Below are 14,936 nucleotides of genomic sequence, written 5' to 3'. Positions count from 1 at the left end.
GCCGAGCAGGAGAGAATCAAGATGCAACAGTCCCAACGCGTGCTGGATGTCCGTCAGCTCAATGTCCGCTTTGCCACCTCCGAACGGACGGTCGATGCGGTGCGCGACCTGTCCTTCCACGTCAACCAGGGCGAGACCCTGGCCATCGTCGGTGAATCGGGCTCGGGCAAGTCGGTGTCGTCGCTTGCCATCATGCGCCTGATCGAACACGGCGGTGGCAAGATCGCCAGCGGCAGCATGCAGTTCCTGCGCCGCAGCGGCCAGTCGCTGGACCTGGCGCAGGCTGACAACGCCACCATGCGCAGCATCCGGGGCGCGGAGATCGCCATGATCTTCCAGGAGCCGATGACCTCGCTCAATCCGGTCTTCACCGTCGGCGAGCAGATTGCCGAATCGATCCGCCTGCACCAGGGCATGAGCCGCGCCGCCGCCCAGGCCGAGGCGCTGCGCATGCTGGAGATGGTGCGCATTCCTGAAGCGAAGCGCGTACTGGGCCGCCATCCGCACCAGCTCTCCGGTGGCATGCGCCAGCGCGTGATGATCGCCATGGCCTTGTCCTGCAAGCCCTCGCTGCTCATTGCCGACGAACCGACTACGGCACTGGATGTGACCATCCAGGCCCAGATCCTGCAACTGATCCGCTCGCTGCAGCAGGAGATGCAGATGGGCGTGATCTTCATCACCCACGACATGGGCGTGGTGGCCGAAGTGGCCGACCGCGTGGTGGTGATGTGCCGGGGCGAGAAGGTGGAAGAGAACGAAGTCAAGCAACTCTTTGCCGCGCCCGCGCATCCTTATACGCAATCCCTGCTGGCGGCCGTGCCGCGCCTGGGCTCCATGCGCGGCACCGACAAGCCGCTGCGCTTTGGCATCGCGCCGCAGGCCGAGGTGCGTCCCGACCTGATCGCCAGCGAACTGCAGGCCCAGGCGGAGATTGCCGCGCAGCGCCAGCCCATCCTCAAGGTGCGCGACCTGACGACACGCTTCGACGTGAAGAGCGGCATCTTCGGCCGCGTCAAGCAGCGCGTGCATGCGGTCGAGAAGGTGAGCTTCGATCTCTATTCCGGCGAGACCCTGGCCATCGTCGGCGAATCCGGTTGCGGCAAGTCCACCACCGGGCGCTCGCTGCTGCGCCTGGTCGACATCGCCGGCGGCAAGGTCGAGTTCGGCGGCCGCGACCTGGCGCAATTGCCGCGTTCGGAATTGCGCGAGCTGCGCCGCGACATCCAGTTCATTTTCCAGGATCCCTTCGCGTCGCTCGATCCGCGCATGACCGTCGGCTACTCCATCATGGAGCCGATGCTGGTGCACGGCCTGAAGGAGGGGGCGCAGGAACGCGTGGATGCGCTGCTGACCCGCGTGGGCCTGACGCCCGAGCATGGCCAGCGCTATCCGCATGAATTTTCCGGTGGCCAGCGCCAGCGCATCTGCATCGCCCGCGCCCTGGCGTTGAATCCCAAGATCGTCATTGCTGATGAATCGGTGTCGGCACTGGACGTGTCGATCCAGGCCCAGATCGTCAACCTGATGCTGGACCTGCAGGCCGAGTTGGGCATCTCCTTCATCTTCATCTCGCACGACATGGCGGTGGTGGAGCGCATCAGCCATCGGGTGGCGGTGATGTACCTGGGCCAGATCGTGGAGATCGGACCGCGCCGCGCCATCTTCGAAAATCCCCAGCACCCGTACACGCGCAAGCTGATGGCGGCCGTGCCGGTGGCCGATCCGACCCTGCGCCAGCCGGGCAAGAAACTGATGACCGATGAAATTCCCAGCCCGATCCGGCTGGTGGGCGATGAGCCCAAGGTGGAGCCGCTGCGGGAAGTGGCTCCGGGGCACTTCGTGGCCCAGCACCGTATTGCCGGCGCTTTTTGAGCGCGGGCGTGATGTTCCCCAGTCGTATCTGTAATTTGGTAAATGCAGTCAGCGCAGTAATCTCAATCAAGCTGTAACCACTCAAGCGTCACTGATCAGGAGAGACCAATGTCCGCATCCGCAAAAAACAAAGCAATGAGCGCCGCCAAATGGCTGGCCCTGGGTACCCTGGGCGCCGCCCTGCAGTTCGGCGCGGCCAATGCCTTCGCCGCCAAGACTGCTACCGTGGCCGTAGCGTCGACCTTCACCACGATGGACCCGTATGACGCCAACGATACGCTGTCGCTGTCGGTGATGAAGTCCTTCTACCAGGGCCTCTATGGCTTCGACAAGGACATGAAGCTGATCCCGGTGCTGGCCGAAGGCTACCTGGTGAGCAAGGATGGCCTGGAATACACCATTCGCCTCAAGCAAGGCGTGAAGTTCCATGACGGTACCGTCTTCAAGGCCGACGCCGTGAAGGCCGTCTTCGACCGCGTGACCAACCCGGACAACAAGTTGAAGCGCTACAACCTCTTCAACCGCATCGCCAAGACCGAAGTGCTCAACGACTACACCGTCAAGGTCGTGCTGAAGGAACCGTTCTCGGCCTTCATCAACGTGCTGGCGCACCCGTCGGCCGCGATGATCTCCCCGGCTGCGCTGAAGCAGTACGGCAACAAGGACATCGCCTTCCACCCGGTCGGTACCGGTCCCTTCAAGTTCGTGGAGTGGAAGCAGACCGACTACGTGAAGGTGGCCAAGTTCGACGGTTACTGGAAGCAGGGCTACCCCAAGGTCGACGAGATCCTGTGGAAGCCGGTGGTGGACAACAACTCGCGCTCGGCCATGCTGCAGACCGGCGAAGCCCAGTTCACCTATCCGCTGCCCTACGAACAGGCTGACCTGCTCAAGAGCAAGGGCAACCTGGACGTGATCGCCGGTCCCTCCATCATCCAGCGCTACATGTCGATGAACGTCAAGCAAAAGCCGTTCGACAACCCGAAGGTGCGCGAAGCGATCAACTACGCCATCAACAAGGATGCCTTGGCCAAGGTCGCGTTCAATGGCTATGCCACCCCGATGGATGGCGTGCTGCCGCAGGGCGTGGATTACGCCTTCAAGACCGGCCCGTGGCCCTATGACGTGAAGAAGGCCAAGGCCCTGCTGGCCGAAGCCGGATATCCGAACGGCTTCGAGACCGAACTGTGGTCGGCCTACACCCATACCACCGCCATGAAGGTGATCCAGTTCCTGCAGCAGCAGCTGGCGCAAGTGGGCATCAAGGCCAAGATCCAGGCCCTGGAAGCCGGCCAGCGCGTGGAGCGTGTGGAAAGCTGGCAGGATCCCGCCACTGCCCCGATCCGCCTGTTCTACGTGGGCTGGTCGTCCTCGACCGGTGAAGCCGACTGGGGCCTGCGTCCGCTGCTGGCATCGGAATCCTTCCCGCCGCGTCTGTTCAACACCGCTTACTACAAGAGCGACAAGGTCGATGCCGACATCGCCAAGGCCCTGACCGTCTCCGACCGCAAGGAAAAGGAAGCGCTGTACAAGGACGCGCAGCAGGAAGTCTGGAAGGATGCACCGTGGGCCTTCCTGGTCACCGAAAAGCTGCTGTATGCCCGTGCCAAGAACCTCAAGGGCATCTACATCATGCCGGACCAGGCTTACGAATTTGAGAACATCGAGTTCACCAAGTAAGCAAGCGCCGTGTTTTCGGCCCTTGCGGGCCGATGCAAAAATGCAGTGCTGTGAGACCGCCTCATGCAGTTTTGCAGCACTGGGCAGGTTCTCTGCATCGTCGTAACGAGCAGAAAAGAGCAGCAATGAAGCGGGGAGGGTGGCTGGCCATCCTCCCCCACAGATTCACGATGCGTTGCCATGCAAGCCGGCAGCGCAGGGAGCGACTCCACCGCAGGGTGTGGACACACCAGCGACGGGCAGCCTTATTCAGAGAGTCCCATGTTTTCCTATGTCATCAAACGCCTGTTAGGCCTCATTCCCACGCTGTTGCTGGTGGCGGTGCTGGTTTTCCTGTTCGTGCACTTGTTGCCGGGCGACCCGGCACGCCTGGCCGCCGGTCCCGAAGCCGATGAAAAGACGGTCGCCCTGGTGCGCGCCGACCTCGGCCTTGACAAGCCGCTGCCGGAGCAGTTCGTCAACTTCTTCATCAATGCCGCCCACGGCGACTTTGGACGCTCCATCCGCAGCAAGCGCCCGGTCTCCGAAGAGATCGCCGCGCGCTTCTGGCCCACGCTGTGGCTGACCATCGTGGCCATGATCTGGGCGGTGCTGTTCGGTCTCATCATCGGCATCTCCTCTGCCGTGTGGCGCAACAAGTGGCCGGATCGCCTGGGCATGACGCTGGCCGTCTCCGGCATTTCCTTCCCGGCGTTCTCGCTGGGCATCCTGCTCATGCAGGTCTTCTCGGTCGAACTGGGCTGGCTGCCCACGGTCGGCGACGAGACCTGGCGCCACTACATCCTGCCTTCGCTGACGCTGGGCGCGGCGGTGGCCGCCGTGATGGCGCGCTTTACCCGTTCTTCCTTCATCGAAATCCTGCAAGAGGACTTCGTGCGGACAGCCCGCGCCAAGGGCCTGACCGAGACCGTGGTGGTCATCAAGCACTGCCTGCGCAATGCGCTCATTCCGGTGGTGACGATGATGGGCCTGCAGTTCGGCTTCCTGCTGGGCGGCTCCATCCTGGTCGAGGTGGTGTTCAACTGGCCGGGCATGGGACGCCTGCTGGTCGATGCCGTCGAGATGCGTGACTACCCCATCATCCAGGCCGAGATCCTGCTGTTCTCGCTGGAATTCATTTTCATCAACCTGGTGGTGGACGTGCTTTATGCCGTGATCAACCCCAGCATTCGCTTCAAGTGAGGGGAATCATGTCGCTCTCCAATTCGCCTCTGGCCACTACCTCCGAAACCGGCGCGCCGCTGCCGCCGCCCGATCCGGCTGCAGTCGCCGCCTCCGGCCAGAAGATCCGCACCCCGTGGCGCGAGTTCTGGCGCAAGTTCAAGAAGCAGCGCCTGGCCGTCTATGCGGGCGTGTTCATCCTGCTGCTGATTCTGATTGCCATCCTGGCGCCCTGGATCGTGCCCTTCGATGCCGAAAACTTCTTCGACTACGACGCCCTCAATTCGCCGCCGACCTGGACCCACTGGTTCGGCGTCGATTCGCTGGGCCGCGACATCTTCAGCCGCATCCTGATGGGGGCACGCATCTCGCTGGCCTCGGGCTTCTTCTCGGTGGCCATCGGTGCCGTGATCGGTACCGTCTTCGGCCTGCTGGCCGGCTACTATGAAGGCTGGTGGGACCGCATCGTCATGCGCATCTGCGATGTGCTCTTCGCCTTCCCCGGCATTCTGCTGGCCATCGGCATCGTCGCCATCCTGGGCGGCGGCATGATCAACGTCATCATCTCGGTGTCGGTGTTCAGTATCCCGGCCTTTGCTCGCCTGGTGCGCGGCAATACGCTGCAGCTGAAAAACCTGACCTACATCGAGGCCACCCGCAGCATCGGTGCATCCGACACCACCATCATGTGGAAGCACATCTTCCCTGGCACCATCTCGGCCATCGTGGTGTATTTCACCATGCGCATCGGCACCTCCATCATCACGGCGGCCGGCCTGTCCTTCCTCGGCCTGGGCGCGCAATCGCCCACACCCGAGTGGGGCCTGATGCTGAACGAAGCCCGCGCCGACATGGTCACCTCGCCGCACGTGGCGCTGGTGCCCAGCATCGCGATCTTCCTGACCGTGCTGGCCTTCAACCTGCTGGGCGACGGCTTGCGCGACGCGCTCGATCCCAAGATCGACCAGCGCTGATGATGAACCTGCAGGTGCCGCCGCAGGCGCCACATATTGGCCGCTTGCCCGCCGGTGCGCGCAACAGCATCACCGATGTCGAGGGTGTGCGCGTTGGTCACTGCACCCTGGATGCCGGTGCGGTGCAGACCGGCGTGACCGTGATTGCGCCGCATGGCGGCAATCTCTTCATGCACAAGCTGCCGGCGGCGGCGGCCGTCATCAATGGTTTCGGCAAGAGTGCGGGGCTGGTGCAATTGGAAGAACTGGGTTTGCTGGAAACGCCCATCGCGCTCTCCAACACCTTTGCCGTGGGGACGCTGCTCAATGCGCAGATCGCCCACACGGTGCGCGGCAATCCGGAATGCGGACGCAGCCTGCCGACGGTCAACGGGCTGGTGCTGGAATGCAATGACGGCTATCTCAACGACTTGCAGGCCATGGCCGTGCAGCCCGAGCATTTTGAAGCAGCGATGGCAGCCTTGTCGGTCGAGGTTCTGCAAGGCGCGGTTGGGGCGGGACGGGGCATGTCCAGCTTTGGTTTGAAAGGCGGTATCGGTACCGCTTCGCGCGTGGCTGCCTTGGATTCGTCGGAGCAGTCCTATACCGTCGGCGCGCTGGTCCTCTCCAACTTCGGGCGACTGCCCGAATTGATCCTGGCGGGCGATCCGCTGGGCGCGCGACTGGCGGCCAGCGAGACACCCGTTACCGCGCCCGAGAAGGGCTCCATCATCATGATCCTGGCCACCGATGCGCCGCTGGATGCGCGGCAGCTGAAGCGCCTGGCCACGCGTGCCGGGGCCGGACTGGCGCGCACCGGATCGGCCTACGGCCATGGCAGCGGTGATATCGCGCTGGCCTTCTCCACGGCCCAGACCATCGAGGCCGAGGCCGATTGCCTGCACCTGGCGCTGCTGGCCGATCATCTGCTGGACCCGCTGTTCCATGCGGCCGCTGATTGCGTCGAACAAGCCATCGTGCATGCGCTGTTTGCGGCCGAGACCGTGCACGGACGTGATGGCCATGTCCGTGTGAGCCTGCGCGAGCGCCTGGCTTCCTGAATTGCTTCCCCTGAAAGACCGCCTCATGAACAAGCGTGCCAACATCCTGGTTTCCGTCGACATCGAAGGCGTGGCCGGGGTCTTCCATACCGAGCAGACCCGCGCCGGCAACGGCGAATATGAACGCGCCCGGCGCTGGATGACCGAGGAGGCCAATGCCGTCATCCGTGGCGCACTGGCGGCTGGTGCGACGGCCATCAAGGTCAACGATTCGCATGGCGGCTTCCGCAACCTGCTGCCGGACCTGCTGCACCCCGAGGCGCGCATGGTGCTGGGCAAGCCGCGCGTGCTGGGCATGATGGGCGGCGTGGATCACGATATCGATGCGGTCATGCTGGTGGGCTACCACTCGCGCGCGCAAGGACGCGGCATCCTGGCGCACACCACCAACAGCTTTGCCTTCGCCCGCGTGTGGCTCGGCGGGCAGGAACTGGGCGAGGCCGGGCTGTATGGCGCACTGGCGGCCGAACATGGCGTGCCGGTGATCTTCGGCAGCGGCGATGATGCCTTCATCGAAGAGAATCAACCGCTGTTCCCGCATGCGATCTTCGCCGAGACCAAGAAGGCCTATGGTGCCAACAGCGGCGATTCGCTCACGCCCCAGCAGTCCTGCGTGCTGCTCGAAGAACGCGCCCGCCAGGCGGTCACCGCGCTGGTGGCCAACCCGGCGGCCATGCCGGTGCTTCCTATGCGCGGCCCGCTGCGTTGCCGCCTGCAGGCGCAGACGGTGGCGCTGACTGATCTCTTCAGCCAGTTGCCGATTCTTGAACGTACCGACAACGTCACCGTCGAATTCGATGCGCCCACGGCGGAATATGCGGTGCGGGTGCTCAACAGTTTGTCGGCGATGTCGGCCATGTTGCGCTGATGGCAGGAAACTCTCATTTGATGGGAGATTGACGCTCATTTGGGAAGCTTCTAAGATGAGAGTCTGCATCTGACCAAATGAGAGGTTCAACATGGCAACACGTGCCACGGTCGACGCCACCGCCAGCAAGCGTTCCCCCGGATTGGGTGCCAAACCGCGCGACTTCGAGCGGTTTGCCCGCATGGACCCGATCAGCCAGGGCCGCACCATCCGCGATGGTATGGACGCCATCATTGCCGAGCGCGTCGCCAGGGAACTGTTGCAGATTCCCTTGCAGACCTTGCTGTCCGGATTGGGGCTGCCCAGTTCCACCATCCTGCGCAAGATTTCCCGCAAGGAACGGCTGTCCGGTTCCGAGTCCGACCGCATCGCCCGCGTGCTCTACATCCGCGAGCAGGCGGCCGATGTGTTCGAGGATGAGGATCTGGCGGCGCAGTGGATGCGCCGCGGCAATGCGGCGCTGGGGGGATTGACCCCGCTGGAAGTGCTCGATACCCAGCCGGGTTATGACCGGGTGCGCGACATCCTGGCGCGCATCGCCTTCGGGGTGGCCGCTTGAAGGTATATCGCCTGGCCAAGGACAAGCCTGGGCATTATGCGGCCGATGACTTGTCCGGCAATGGCGCGGCGCTCAGCGGCGGCCGCTGGAATCCGCGTGGCTTGCGCGTGCTCTACACCTGCTGCAGCGCTTCGACGGCCTTGCTGGAGTCGCTCGTGCACATGGCCGGGCTGATGCCGCGCGCCAACTACTTTCTCATCGTGCTGGAGATACCTGACGCCGACGTGCGCAAGGCCTATGTGCCTGGCCTGCCGCCTGACTGGTCCGACATCGCGCGCGATCCGGCCAGCACCGCCGCCATCGGCCAGCACTGGATCGAACAGGGCAAGCAACTGGTGATGAAAGTGCCATCGGTGGTGAGCCCGACCGATTTCAATCTCTTGCTCAATCCGCTGCATGCGCAGATGGCCAGCGTCAAGGTGCTGGAAAAGAAGCTGTTCCGCTTTGACGCCCGGCTCTTCGGTTGAACTGTTTTACGTTCAGCGCGCCTTGCTCTCGATCAGCTTGACCAGCGCATGCACGGTCAGGTTGACCGGCGTTGCAATGCCATGCGCCTGTCCCCGCCGCACGATGTAGCCGTTGAGGTGATCGATTTCGCTGGGCTTGCCGCGCGCCACATCCTGCGCGGTAGAAGAGAATTGCGTGGGCATGGTCTCGATGATCTTGCGGATGGCCACGTCCACATCCCCGGCCAGGGTCACGCCCTCGGCGGCGGCCACGGCCTTGCATTCGCTCACCAGGTAACCCATCACTTCCGGCACGCCCACGCCTTCGACCAGCTTGCCGTAGGGCAGCTGGGTGATGGCGGAAAGCGCGTTGTAGGCGCAGTTGATGATGAGTTTCAACCACAGGGCGCCGCGCACGTTCTCGGAAATCTCGGTCGGCACGCCCGCCGCAATCAGGGCTTCGGCCGCCTGCTGGCTGCGTGCGGCCGGTTCGATCACCAGCTCGCCACGGCCGTGGTGCTTGACGTGGCCGGGTCCGGCCATCTCGGTGGCCACGTAGACTACCGCCGCCGAGACCGGCTGCGGGATCACCGTGCGCAGGCGCTCGGCATTGTCAGTGCCGTTCTGCAGGGTCAGCACCAGCGTATCAGGGGCGAGGTGCGGCCGCAGTTGCGCGCCAGCCGTTTCGGTATCGGGGGATTTGACGCAGAAGAGCACCAGATCGGCACCCGCCGCGATGGCGGGATCGGTGCTGGCCTTGACGGGGAGGGTCTCATCGAAAGTTTTTGCTTCCAGCCGCAGGCCCTTGGTGTTGAATGCCTCCACGTGCTGCGGCCGGCCCACCAGGACCACTTCGTGTCCCGCCCGCGCCAGCATCCCGGCGAAATAACATCCCACGGCACCTGCGCCCATCACGGCAACTTTCATGTGCGTCTCCCCGCTTGGCAAATTGAAGTCAGGCGGGAAGCCTAACACAGCAGCGCCAGGCTTTCAGTGCATGGTCAGCATCGGTCAGAACGACCGCCGCACCCGCACCGACACATAAGCCGGCGGCTTGGTGGTCGCCGTGGCCCGCGCACTGTGCAGCCGATGCAAGGTGATCTGGTTGACCTCCGCGTGGCTGCCATCGATGTGCTCGCCCATCAGGCGCATCGCGCCCTCGGCGTCGCCGGCGGCGATGCTGTCGAGGATGGCGGCATGTTCCTCGTAGGTCGAGTGCAGGCAATCGCCATATAGGAAATCCAGGCGCCGCACGATGCGGATGCGGTCGGTGAGACGGTCGAACGACTCTGCCATCTCCTGGTTGCCGGCCGCGCGCACCAGCGTCTGGTGGAAGACTTCATCGAGCAGGGCCGCCTTGGGTCCATCCGGTTCGCGTGCCTCGGCGGCCACGCACCAGGTGGCGCGCAGGCCGGCCAGCACGGACTGGTCTGCACCCTGGGCGCACAGGCGGCGCACCGCGTGCGTCTCGATGAGCTTGCGCATTTCATAGAGATCGGAAAAACGCTTGAAGTCGATCGGCACCACCTCCCAGCCACCGCGTACATAGCCCTGCATCAGGCCATCGTTCTGCAGGCGTTGCAGCGCCTGTCGCACCGGCGTGCGCGAGACCTTGAAATACGCCGCGATTTCGGTTTCGGTGATCTGGTCGCCGGGCAAGAGGCGCATGTCGAAAATGTCCTGCCGTAATTGCGCGTAGACATATTCGGGCAGGGAGCCATTGCGCACCAGCGCGTCTTCGCCCTCGAGATCAGGGGCGAGCGCGTCGGCGTCAGCGGCGGGGGCGGGAGCAGCCAGGCTTTTCACGATGGGCTTTCTTTACCAGGCGGCCACGCTGCCATCGGTACGCGGTTCGGTGCCGCCGCACAGCACGCCTTCATCATTGCGCCAGATGATCTGGCCGCGGCCGAAGCCCAGCTGGTTGCCCGACCACGCCACTTCATGACCCAGCCCGCCCAAGCCACGGAAGAGATGTTCGGCCGTGCTGTGTTCGATGCTGACCTTGTTTCCTTTCTCCCATTCCCAGCGCGGCGCATCCAGCGCGGCCTGCGGGTTGAGGCCGAAGTCGACCGTGTTCATCACCATCTGCACGTGCCCCTGCGGCTGCATGAAACCGCCCATCACGCCGAAGGGGCCGACCGCCTGGCCATTGCGCGTCATGAAGCCGGGGATGATGGTGTGATACGGACGCTTGCCCGGTGCCAGCACATTGGGATGCCCGGCTTCCAGCGTGAAATTGTTGCCGCGATTGTGGAGCGCAATGCCGGTGCCCGGTACCACCAGACCCGAGCCAAAGCCCATGTAGTTGCTCTGGATGAAGGACACCATGTTGCCCTCGGCATCTGCCGTGCACAGGTACACGGTGCCGCCGCGCGAAGGGTCGCCTGCCACCGGCAGCGTGGCGCGCGGGCCGATCAGCTTGCGGCGTTCATCGGCATAGGCGTCCGAGAGCAATTGCTCCACTGTCACTTTCATGTGCGCGGGATCGGCGATATGCGTCAGGCCATCGGCGTAGGCCAGCTTGATGGCTTCGATCTGGCGGTGGTAGGTCGCCAGCGTGTCGCGTTCGGAGAAGTCGTAAGCCTTCAGCAGATTCAGCGCCATCAGGGCCACCATGCCGTGGCCATTGGGCGGGATTTCCCAAACGTCATATCCGCGATAATTCACGCCGATGGGGTCCACCCATTCCGGCTGGAATGCGGCCAGGTCGGAGGCCTGCATGTAGCCGCCGGCCTGCTGCAGGAAGGCGGCAATCTTTTCCGCGAGGGCACCGCGATAAAAGCCCTCGGCATTGTCTTCGGCAATCGCCTGCAGGGTGGCAGCATGGCCCGCCGAGCGCCACAGCTGGCCGGCTTGCGGTGCCTGGCCATCGATGCAGAAGGTATCGAACCACGATTGGAAATGCGGCTCCTTGAACTCGCGCCTGAAGTTCTGCTGCGCCACCTGCCAGGCATGCGCCACCATCGGGGAGACCGGGAAGCCCTCGCGCGCCAGGGTGATGGCACCGGCCATGGAATCAGTCAGCGCCAGCTTGCCGAAGCGCTTGGCCATGGCGGCCCAGGCACTGGGCGTGCCGGGCACGGTCACGGGCAGGGCACCGTACTTGGGCACGTCCTTCAGGCCGGCGCTGGTGAGCTTGTCGGCAGAAATCGATTGCGGCGCCGGGCCGCTGGCGTTCAGGCCATGCAGCTTGCCGCCATGCCAGACCAGCGCGAAGGCATCGCCACCGATGCCGTTGGCGGTCGGTTCCACCACCGTCAAGGCGGCAGCGGCTGCGATGGCCGCATCGATGGCATTGCCGCCGCGCTGCAGGACTTCCAGCCCGGCCTGCGCGGCCAGCGGTTGCGAGGTCGCCACCATGCCGCGCCGGGCATAGACGGCGCTGCGGCGGGAGAAGTAGGGATAGTGATTGCTGCTGAAGTCGGGGAAGGCGGGCATGGCGGTCTCTCGTTCTTGGTTCAGGGGCGTATTTTATCGGGTGGCTTGCGTATTACGTGGGGCGCAGCGTCAGCTCGGGCCGGCTCAGGTGGCAGGCTACGGTATGGGTGGCGCTGACCTTGACCGCAGGCGGCGCTTCGGTCTTGCACACCTCCATGCAGGACGGGCAGCGCGGGTGGAAGTGACAGCCCGAGGGCGGGGCGGCCGGGTTGGGGATGCTGCCCTGCAGGATGATGCGCTCGCGCTGTTGGCGCGGATGTTCACGTGGAATGGCTGACAGCAACGCCTGCGTGTAGGGATGGCGCGGCCGGGTGTAGACCTCTTCACATGTGCCCGATTCCACCATGCGTCCGAGATACATCACGCCGATGCTGTCGCTGACATGGCGGATCACGGCCAGGTCGTGCGAGACGAAAAGATAGGTCAACCCCAGCTCCTGCTGCAGCTCGCGCAGGAGGTTGAGGATCTGCGCCTGGATCGAGACATCGAGCGCCGACACGGCTTCATCGGCCACCACCAGCTTGGGCCGCGTGATGATGGCGCGTGCGATGCCCACGCGCTGGCGCTGGCCACCGGAGAATTCATGCGGATGGCGCGCTGCGTAGGCCGGGTTGAGCCCGACCATGTCGAGTGCCTCGGCCACCTTGCGCTTGCGGGTGGCGCGATCGTGCAGCTTGTGCACGATCAAAGGTTCTTCCAGCACTTCGCCGATGGTCATGCGCGGGTTCAGCGAGGCATACGGATCCTGGAACACCATCTGCATGTGACGGCGCATGGCCCGCAGCTGGCCCTCGGGCAGCAGGGTCAGTTCCTGGCCCATGAAGCGCACGCTGCCTTCGCTGGGTTCGATCAGGCGCAGCACGCTGCGCCCGGTGGTGGACTTGCCGCAGCCGGATTCACCGACCAGGCCCAGGGTCTGGCCTTCCGCCAGGCTGAAGGAGACATCGTCAACGGCCTTGACGGTGCTGCTGCCGGAAGCGAAATATTTTTTCAGTCCGTGGACTTCGAGCAGGGGAGGAAGTGTCGTCATGATCGGGCCTTCTATACCTTCAATGCGGATACCAGCAGCGCACGCTGTGGCCATCACCCAGGTTTTCCAATGCCGGCATCTCCTGGCGGCAGATGTCCTGGGCGCGCGCGCAACGAGCGGCGAAGCGGCAGCCTTGCGTGACGGTGCCGGGCGGCGGCACGCTGCCAGGGATGGCGGTCAGGGGCGCACCGGGCTTAGCATCCAGCGCCGGTCGTGCGCGCATCAGTGCATGCGTATAAGGATGGGCGGGGCGGTCGAAAAGATCTTCCACGCTGCTCTGCTCCACCACCTGACCGGCATACATCACCACCACGCGCTGGCACATCTCGGCCACTACGCCCAAGTCGTGGGTGATCATGAGGATGGAGGTCTTCTGCTCGCGCTTGAGGTCGCGCATCAGGTCGAGGATCTGCGCCTGGATGGTCACGTCCAGCGCGGTCGTCGGTTCATCGCAGATCAGCAGGCGCGGCTGGCACAGCAGCGCCATGGCGATCATGACGCGCTGGCGCATGCCGCCGGAGAGGCTGTGCGGATATTCGTCCACCAGTTGCGCCGCGCGCGAGAGACCCACGCGTTCCAGCATGGCGACGACCTTGGCATCGATCTCCTGGCGCGGCAGGGCGGTGTGGATGCGCAGCATCTCACCCAATTGCTCGCCGATGCGATGCAGCGGGTTGAGCGAGGTCATCGGTTCCTGAAAGATCATGGCGATCTCCTTGCCGCGGATGCTGCGCAGGGTGGCGTCATCGGCCTGCAGCAGGTCGCGCTCGCCAAAACGGATCGCACCCGACAGCCTGGCCTGGCTGGCCATGGGGAACAGGCGCAGGATGGACAGGGCGGTGACGCTCTTGCCGCAGCCGGATTCACCCAGCAGGCCCACGGTTTCGTCCTGCCCCAGTGAGAAGGAAACGCCATCGACGGGCGCAACGCGGCGGCCGTGACTGAGGAATTCGATCTTGAGATTGTCGATGGTGAGCATGGCGGTTCCTCAGCGGCTCAGTTTGGGATCGAACACTTCGCGGATGCCATCGCCCAGCAGGTTGAAACCCAGCACCACCAGGAAGATTGCCAGGCCCGGCCACATGGCCAGCATCGGCGTGGTGTTCAGGTAGCCTTGGGCGATGTGCAGCATGGACCCCCAGCTCGGGTCTTCCGGCTTGGCCCCCAGGCCGAGATAGGACAGCCCGGCTTCGGCGATGATGGCCGTGCCCATGGCAAAGGTGGCCTGGATCACCAGGGGCGCCAGCGAATTGGGGAGGATGTAGCGCCACATGATGCGCAGGTGCCCGGCGCCGATGGAGCGCGCGGCCATGACGTAGTCGAGGTTGCGGATGGTCATGGCCTGCCCGCGTGCCAGCCGCACGAAGGACGAGGTGAAGCCGATGCCGACGGCCACCATGGCATTGTAGAAACCGCCCCCCAGCGCGGCGGCCAGGGCCAGCGCCAGGATCAGCGAAGGAAAGGCCTGCAGCGCATCGACCACGCGCATGACGATGGCATCGACCGCGCCACGATAGTAGCCGCTGACGATGCCGATGGGCACGCCCAGTGAAAAGGCCAGCCCGACCGAGATCAGCGCGGCCTGCAGCGAGATGCGCGAACCGTACAGCATGCGGGTATAGATGTCGCGGCCCAGGTCATCCGTACCGAGCCAGTGCTCGGCGCTGGGACCAGACAGCAGGTTCCCGTAGTCCTGGTCAAAGATGGGATCGTACCGGGCCAGTACCGGTGCAGTGATGGCCAACAGTACCAGTACAGTGATGATCACCGCACCGATCACCGCCAGACGGTTGCGGCTGAAGCGGCGCAGGGTACGCCAGCGGGGCAGCGCAGGCAGGGCCTGCGCAGGGGAGGGAGGGTTCATG

14 protein-coding genes are annotated in these 14,936 nt (G+C 64.3%); 8 read left to right on the top strand and 6 right to left on the bottom strand.

Translation table 11 applies throughout. The annotated features are described in order from the left end of the window. Positions 1 to 21 precede the first annotated feature (21 nt). From ACWHXP_RS10755 to ACWHXP_RS10720, 8 genes are all read left to right on the top strand, one after another. On the top strand, positions 22 to 1,875 hold the full coding sequence (locus tag ACWHXP_RS10755; protein ID WP_121039344.1) for a dipeptide ABC transporter ATP-binding protein: 1,854 nt from the start codon (positions 22 to 24) through the stop codon (positions 1,873 to 1,875). Positions 1,876 to 2,010: 135 nt separating this feature from the next. Next, positions 2,011 to 3,555, top strand: a complete 1,545-nt coding sequence (gsiB, locus tag ACWHXP_RS10750; protein ID WP_371925456.1) for a glutathione ABC transporter substrate-binding protein GsiB — start codon at positions 2,011 to 2,013, stop codon at positions 3,553 to 3,555. Positions 3,556 to 3,816: 261 nt separating this feature from the next. After that, positions 3,817 to 4,737: a glutathione ABC transporter permease GsiC gene (gene gsiC, locus ACWHXP_RS10745; protein WP_039786532.1), complete on the top strand. Its 921-nt coding sequence runs from the start codon at positions 3,817 to 3,819 to the stop codon at positions 4,735 to 4,737. Between the two features lie 8 nt (positions 4,738 to 4,745). After that, positions 4,746 to 5,690 carry a glutathione ABC transporter permease GsiD gene (gene gsiD / locus ACWHXP_RS10740; RefSeq protein WP_034337513.1) on the top strand — a complete coding sequence of 315 codons (945 nt, stop codon included), beginning with the start codon at positions 4,746 to 4,748 and terminating at the stop codon, positions 5,688 to 5,690. Next, complete coding sequence (locus ACWHXP_RS10735; protein ID WP_489633878.1) at positions 5,690 to 6,730, top strand: DmpA family aminopeptidase; 1,041 nt, start codon at positions 5,690 to 5,692, stop codon at positions 6,728 to 6,730. Before gsiD ends, ACWHXP_RS10735 begins: the two co-directional genes overlap by 1 nt. A gap of 25 nt (positions 6,731 to 6,755) precedes the next feature. Continuing rightward, positions 6,756 to 7,598, top strand: a complete 843-nt coding sequence (locus ACWHXP_RS10730) for a M55 family metallopeptidase (RefSeq protein WP_209580880.1) — start codon at positions 6,756 to 6,758, stop codon at positions 7,596 to 7,598. Between the two features lie 91 nt (positions 7,599 to 7,689). Next, a complete protein-coding gene (locus ACWHXP_RS10725) occupies positions 7,690 to 8,157 on the top strand; it encodes a type II RES/Xre toxin-antitoxin system antitoxin (RefSeq protein ID WP_145602648.1) in 468 nt (155 codons plus the stop codon). Beyond that, on the top strand, positions 8,154 to 8,624 hold the full coding sequence (locus ACWHXP_RS10720; RefSeq protein WP_034337523.1) for an RES family NAD+ phosphorylase: 471 nt from the start codon (positions 8,154 to 8,156) through the stop codon (positions 8,622 to 8,624). Before ACWHXP_RS10725 ends, ACWHXP_RS10720 begins: the two co-directional genes overlap by 4 nt. A gap of 12 nt (positions 8,625 to 8,636) precedes the next feature. Here the strand turns inward: ACWHXP_RS10720 and ACWHXP_RS10715 are convergent, their stop codons facing one another. The 6 genes from ACWHXP_RS10715 to ACWHXP_RS10690 all read right to left on the bottom strand — a co-directional run bounded on the left by ACWHXP_RS10715 (position 8,637) and on the right by ACWHXP_RS10690 (position 14,935). Then, entirely contained in the window at positions 8,637 to 9,530 is an 894-nt protein-coding gene (locus ACWHXP_RS10715) for a ketopantoate reductase family protein (protein WP_489633879.1), read from the bottom strand. Positions 9,531 to 9,614: 84 nt separating this feature from the next. Next, entirely contained in the window at positions 9,615 to 10,409 is a 795-nt protein-coding gene (locus ACWHXP_RS10710) for a GntR family transcriptional regulator (protein ID WP_489633880.1), read from the bottom strand. Positions 10,410 to 10,421: 12 nt separating this feature from the next. Continuing rightward, a complete protein-coding gene (locus ACWHXP_RS10705) occupies positions 10,422 to 12,041 on the bottom strand; it encodes a gamma-glutamyltransferase family protein (protein WP_489633881.1) in 1,620 nt (539 codons plus the stop codon). 52 nt (positions 12,042 to 12,093) lie between these two features. Further along, positions 12,094 to 13,071 carry an ABC transporter ATP-binding protein gene (locus ACWHXP_RS10700; protein ID WP_343741153.1) on the bottom strand — a complete coding sequence of 326 codons (978 nt, stop codon included), beginning with the start codon at positions 13,069 to 13,071 and terminating at the stop codon, positions 12,094 to 12,096. Positions 13,072 to 13,090: 19 nt separating this feature from the next. Beyond that, positions 13,091 to 14,050, bottom strand: a complete 960-nt coding sequence (locus tag ACWHXP_RS10695) for an ABC transporter ATP-binding protein (protein WP_489633882.1) — start codon at positions 14,048 to 14,050, stop codon at positions 13,091 to 13,093. A gap of 9 nt (positions 14,051 to 14,059) precedes the next feature. Next, on the bottom strand, positions 14,060 to 14,935 hold the full coding sequence (locus ACWHXP_RS10690; protein ID WP_232729643.1) for an ABC transporter permease: 876 nt from the start codon (positions 14,933 to 14,935) through the stop codon (positions 14,060 to 14,062). Position 14,936 lies beyond the last annotated feature (1 nt).

The sequence above is a fragment of the Herbaspirillum sp. Her2 genome, assembly GCF_057961375.1.
This window is presented reverse-complemented; position numbering and strand designations above follow the sequence as displayed.

Excerpts from the sequence above, each read along its gene's own strand:
- ACWHXP_RS10725 (WP_145602648.1), top strand. The coding sequence starts at position 7,690 with ATGGCAACACGTGCCACGGTCGACGCCACCGCCAGCAAGCGTTCCCCC.
- ACWHXP_RS10690 (WP_232729643.1), bottom strand. The coding sequence starts at position 14,935 with ATGAACCCTCCCTCCCCTGCGCAGGCCCTGCCTGCGCTGCCCCGCTGG.
- gsiC (WP_039786532.1), top strand. The coding sequence starts at position 3,817 with ATGTTTTCCTATGTCATCAAACGCCTGTTAGGCCTCATTCCCACGCTG.
- ACWHXP_RS10730 (WP_209580880.1), top strand. The coding sequence starts at position 6,756 with ATGAACAAGCGTGCCAACATCCTGGTTTCCGTCGACATCGAAGGCGTG.
- ACWHXP_RS10755 (WP_121039344.1), top strand. The coding sequence starts at position 22 with ATGCAACAGTCCCAACGCGTGCTGGATGTCCGTCAGCTCAATGTCCGC.
- ACWHXP_RS10705 (WP_489633881.1), bottom strand. The coding sequence starts at position 12,041 with ATGCCCGCCTTCCCCGACTTCAGCAGCAATCACTATCCCTACTTCTCC.
- gsiB (WP_371925456.1), top strand. The coding sequence starts at position 2,011 with ATGAGCGCCGCCAAATGGCTGGCCCTGGGTACCCTGGGCGCCGCCCTG.
- gsiD (WP_034337513.1), top strand. The coding sequence starts at position 4,746 with ATGTCGCTCTCCAATTCGCCTCTGGCCACTACCTCCGAAACCGGCGCG.
- ACWHXP_RS10695 (WP_489633882.1), bottom strand. The coding sequence starts at position 14,050 with ATGCTCACCATCGACAATCTCAAGATCGAATTCCTCAGTCACGGCCGC.
- ACWHXP_RS10715 (WP_489633879.1), bottom strand. The coding sequence starts at position 9,530 with ATGAAAGTTGCCGTGATGGGCGCAGGTGCCGTGGGATGTTATTTCGCC.
- ACWHXP_RS10700 (WP_343741153.1), bottom strand. The coding sequence starts at position 13,071 with ATGACGACACTTCCTCCCCTGCTCGAAGTCCACGGACTGAAAAAATAT.
- ACWHXP_RS10735 (WP_489633878.1), top strand. The coding sequence starts at position 5,690 with ATGATGAACCTGCAGGTGCCGCCGCAGGCGCCACATATTGGCCGCTTG.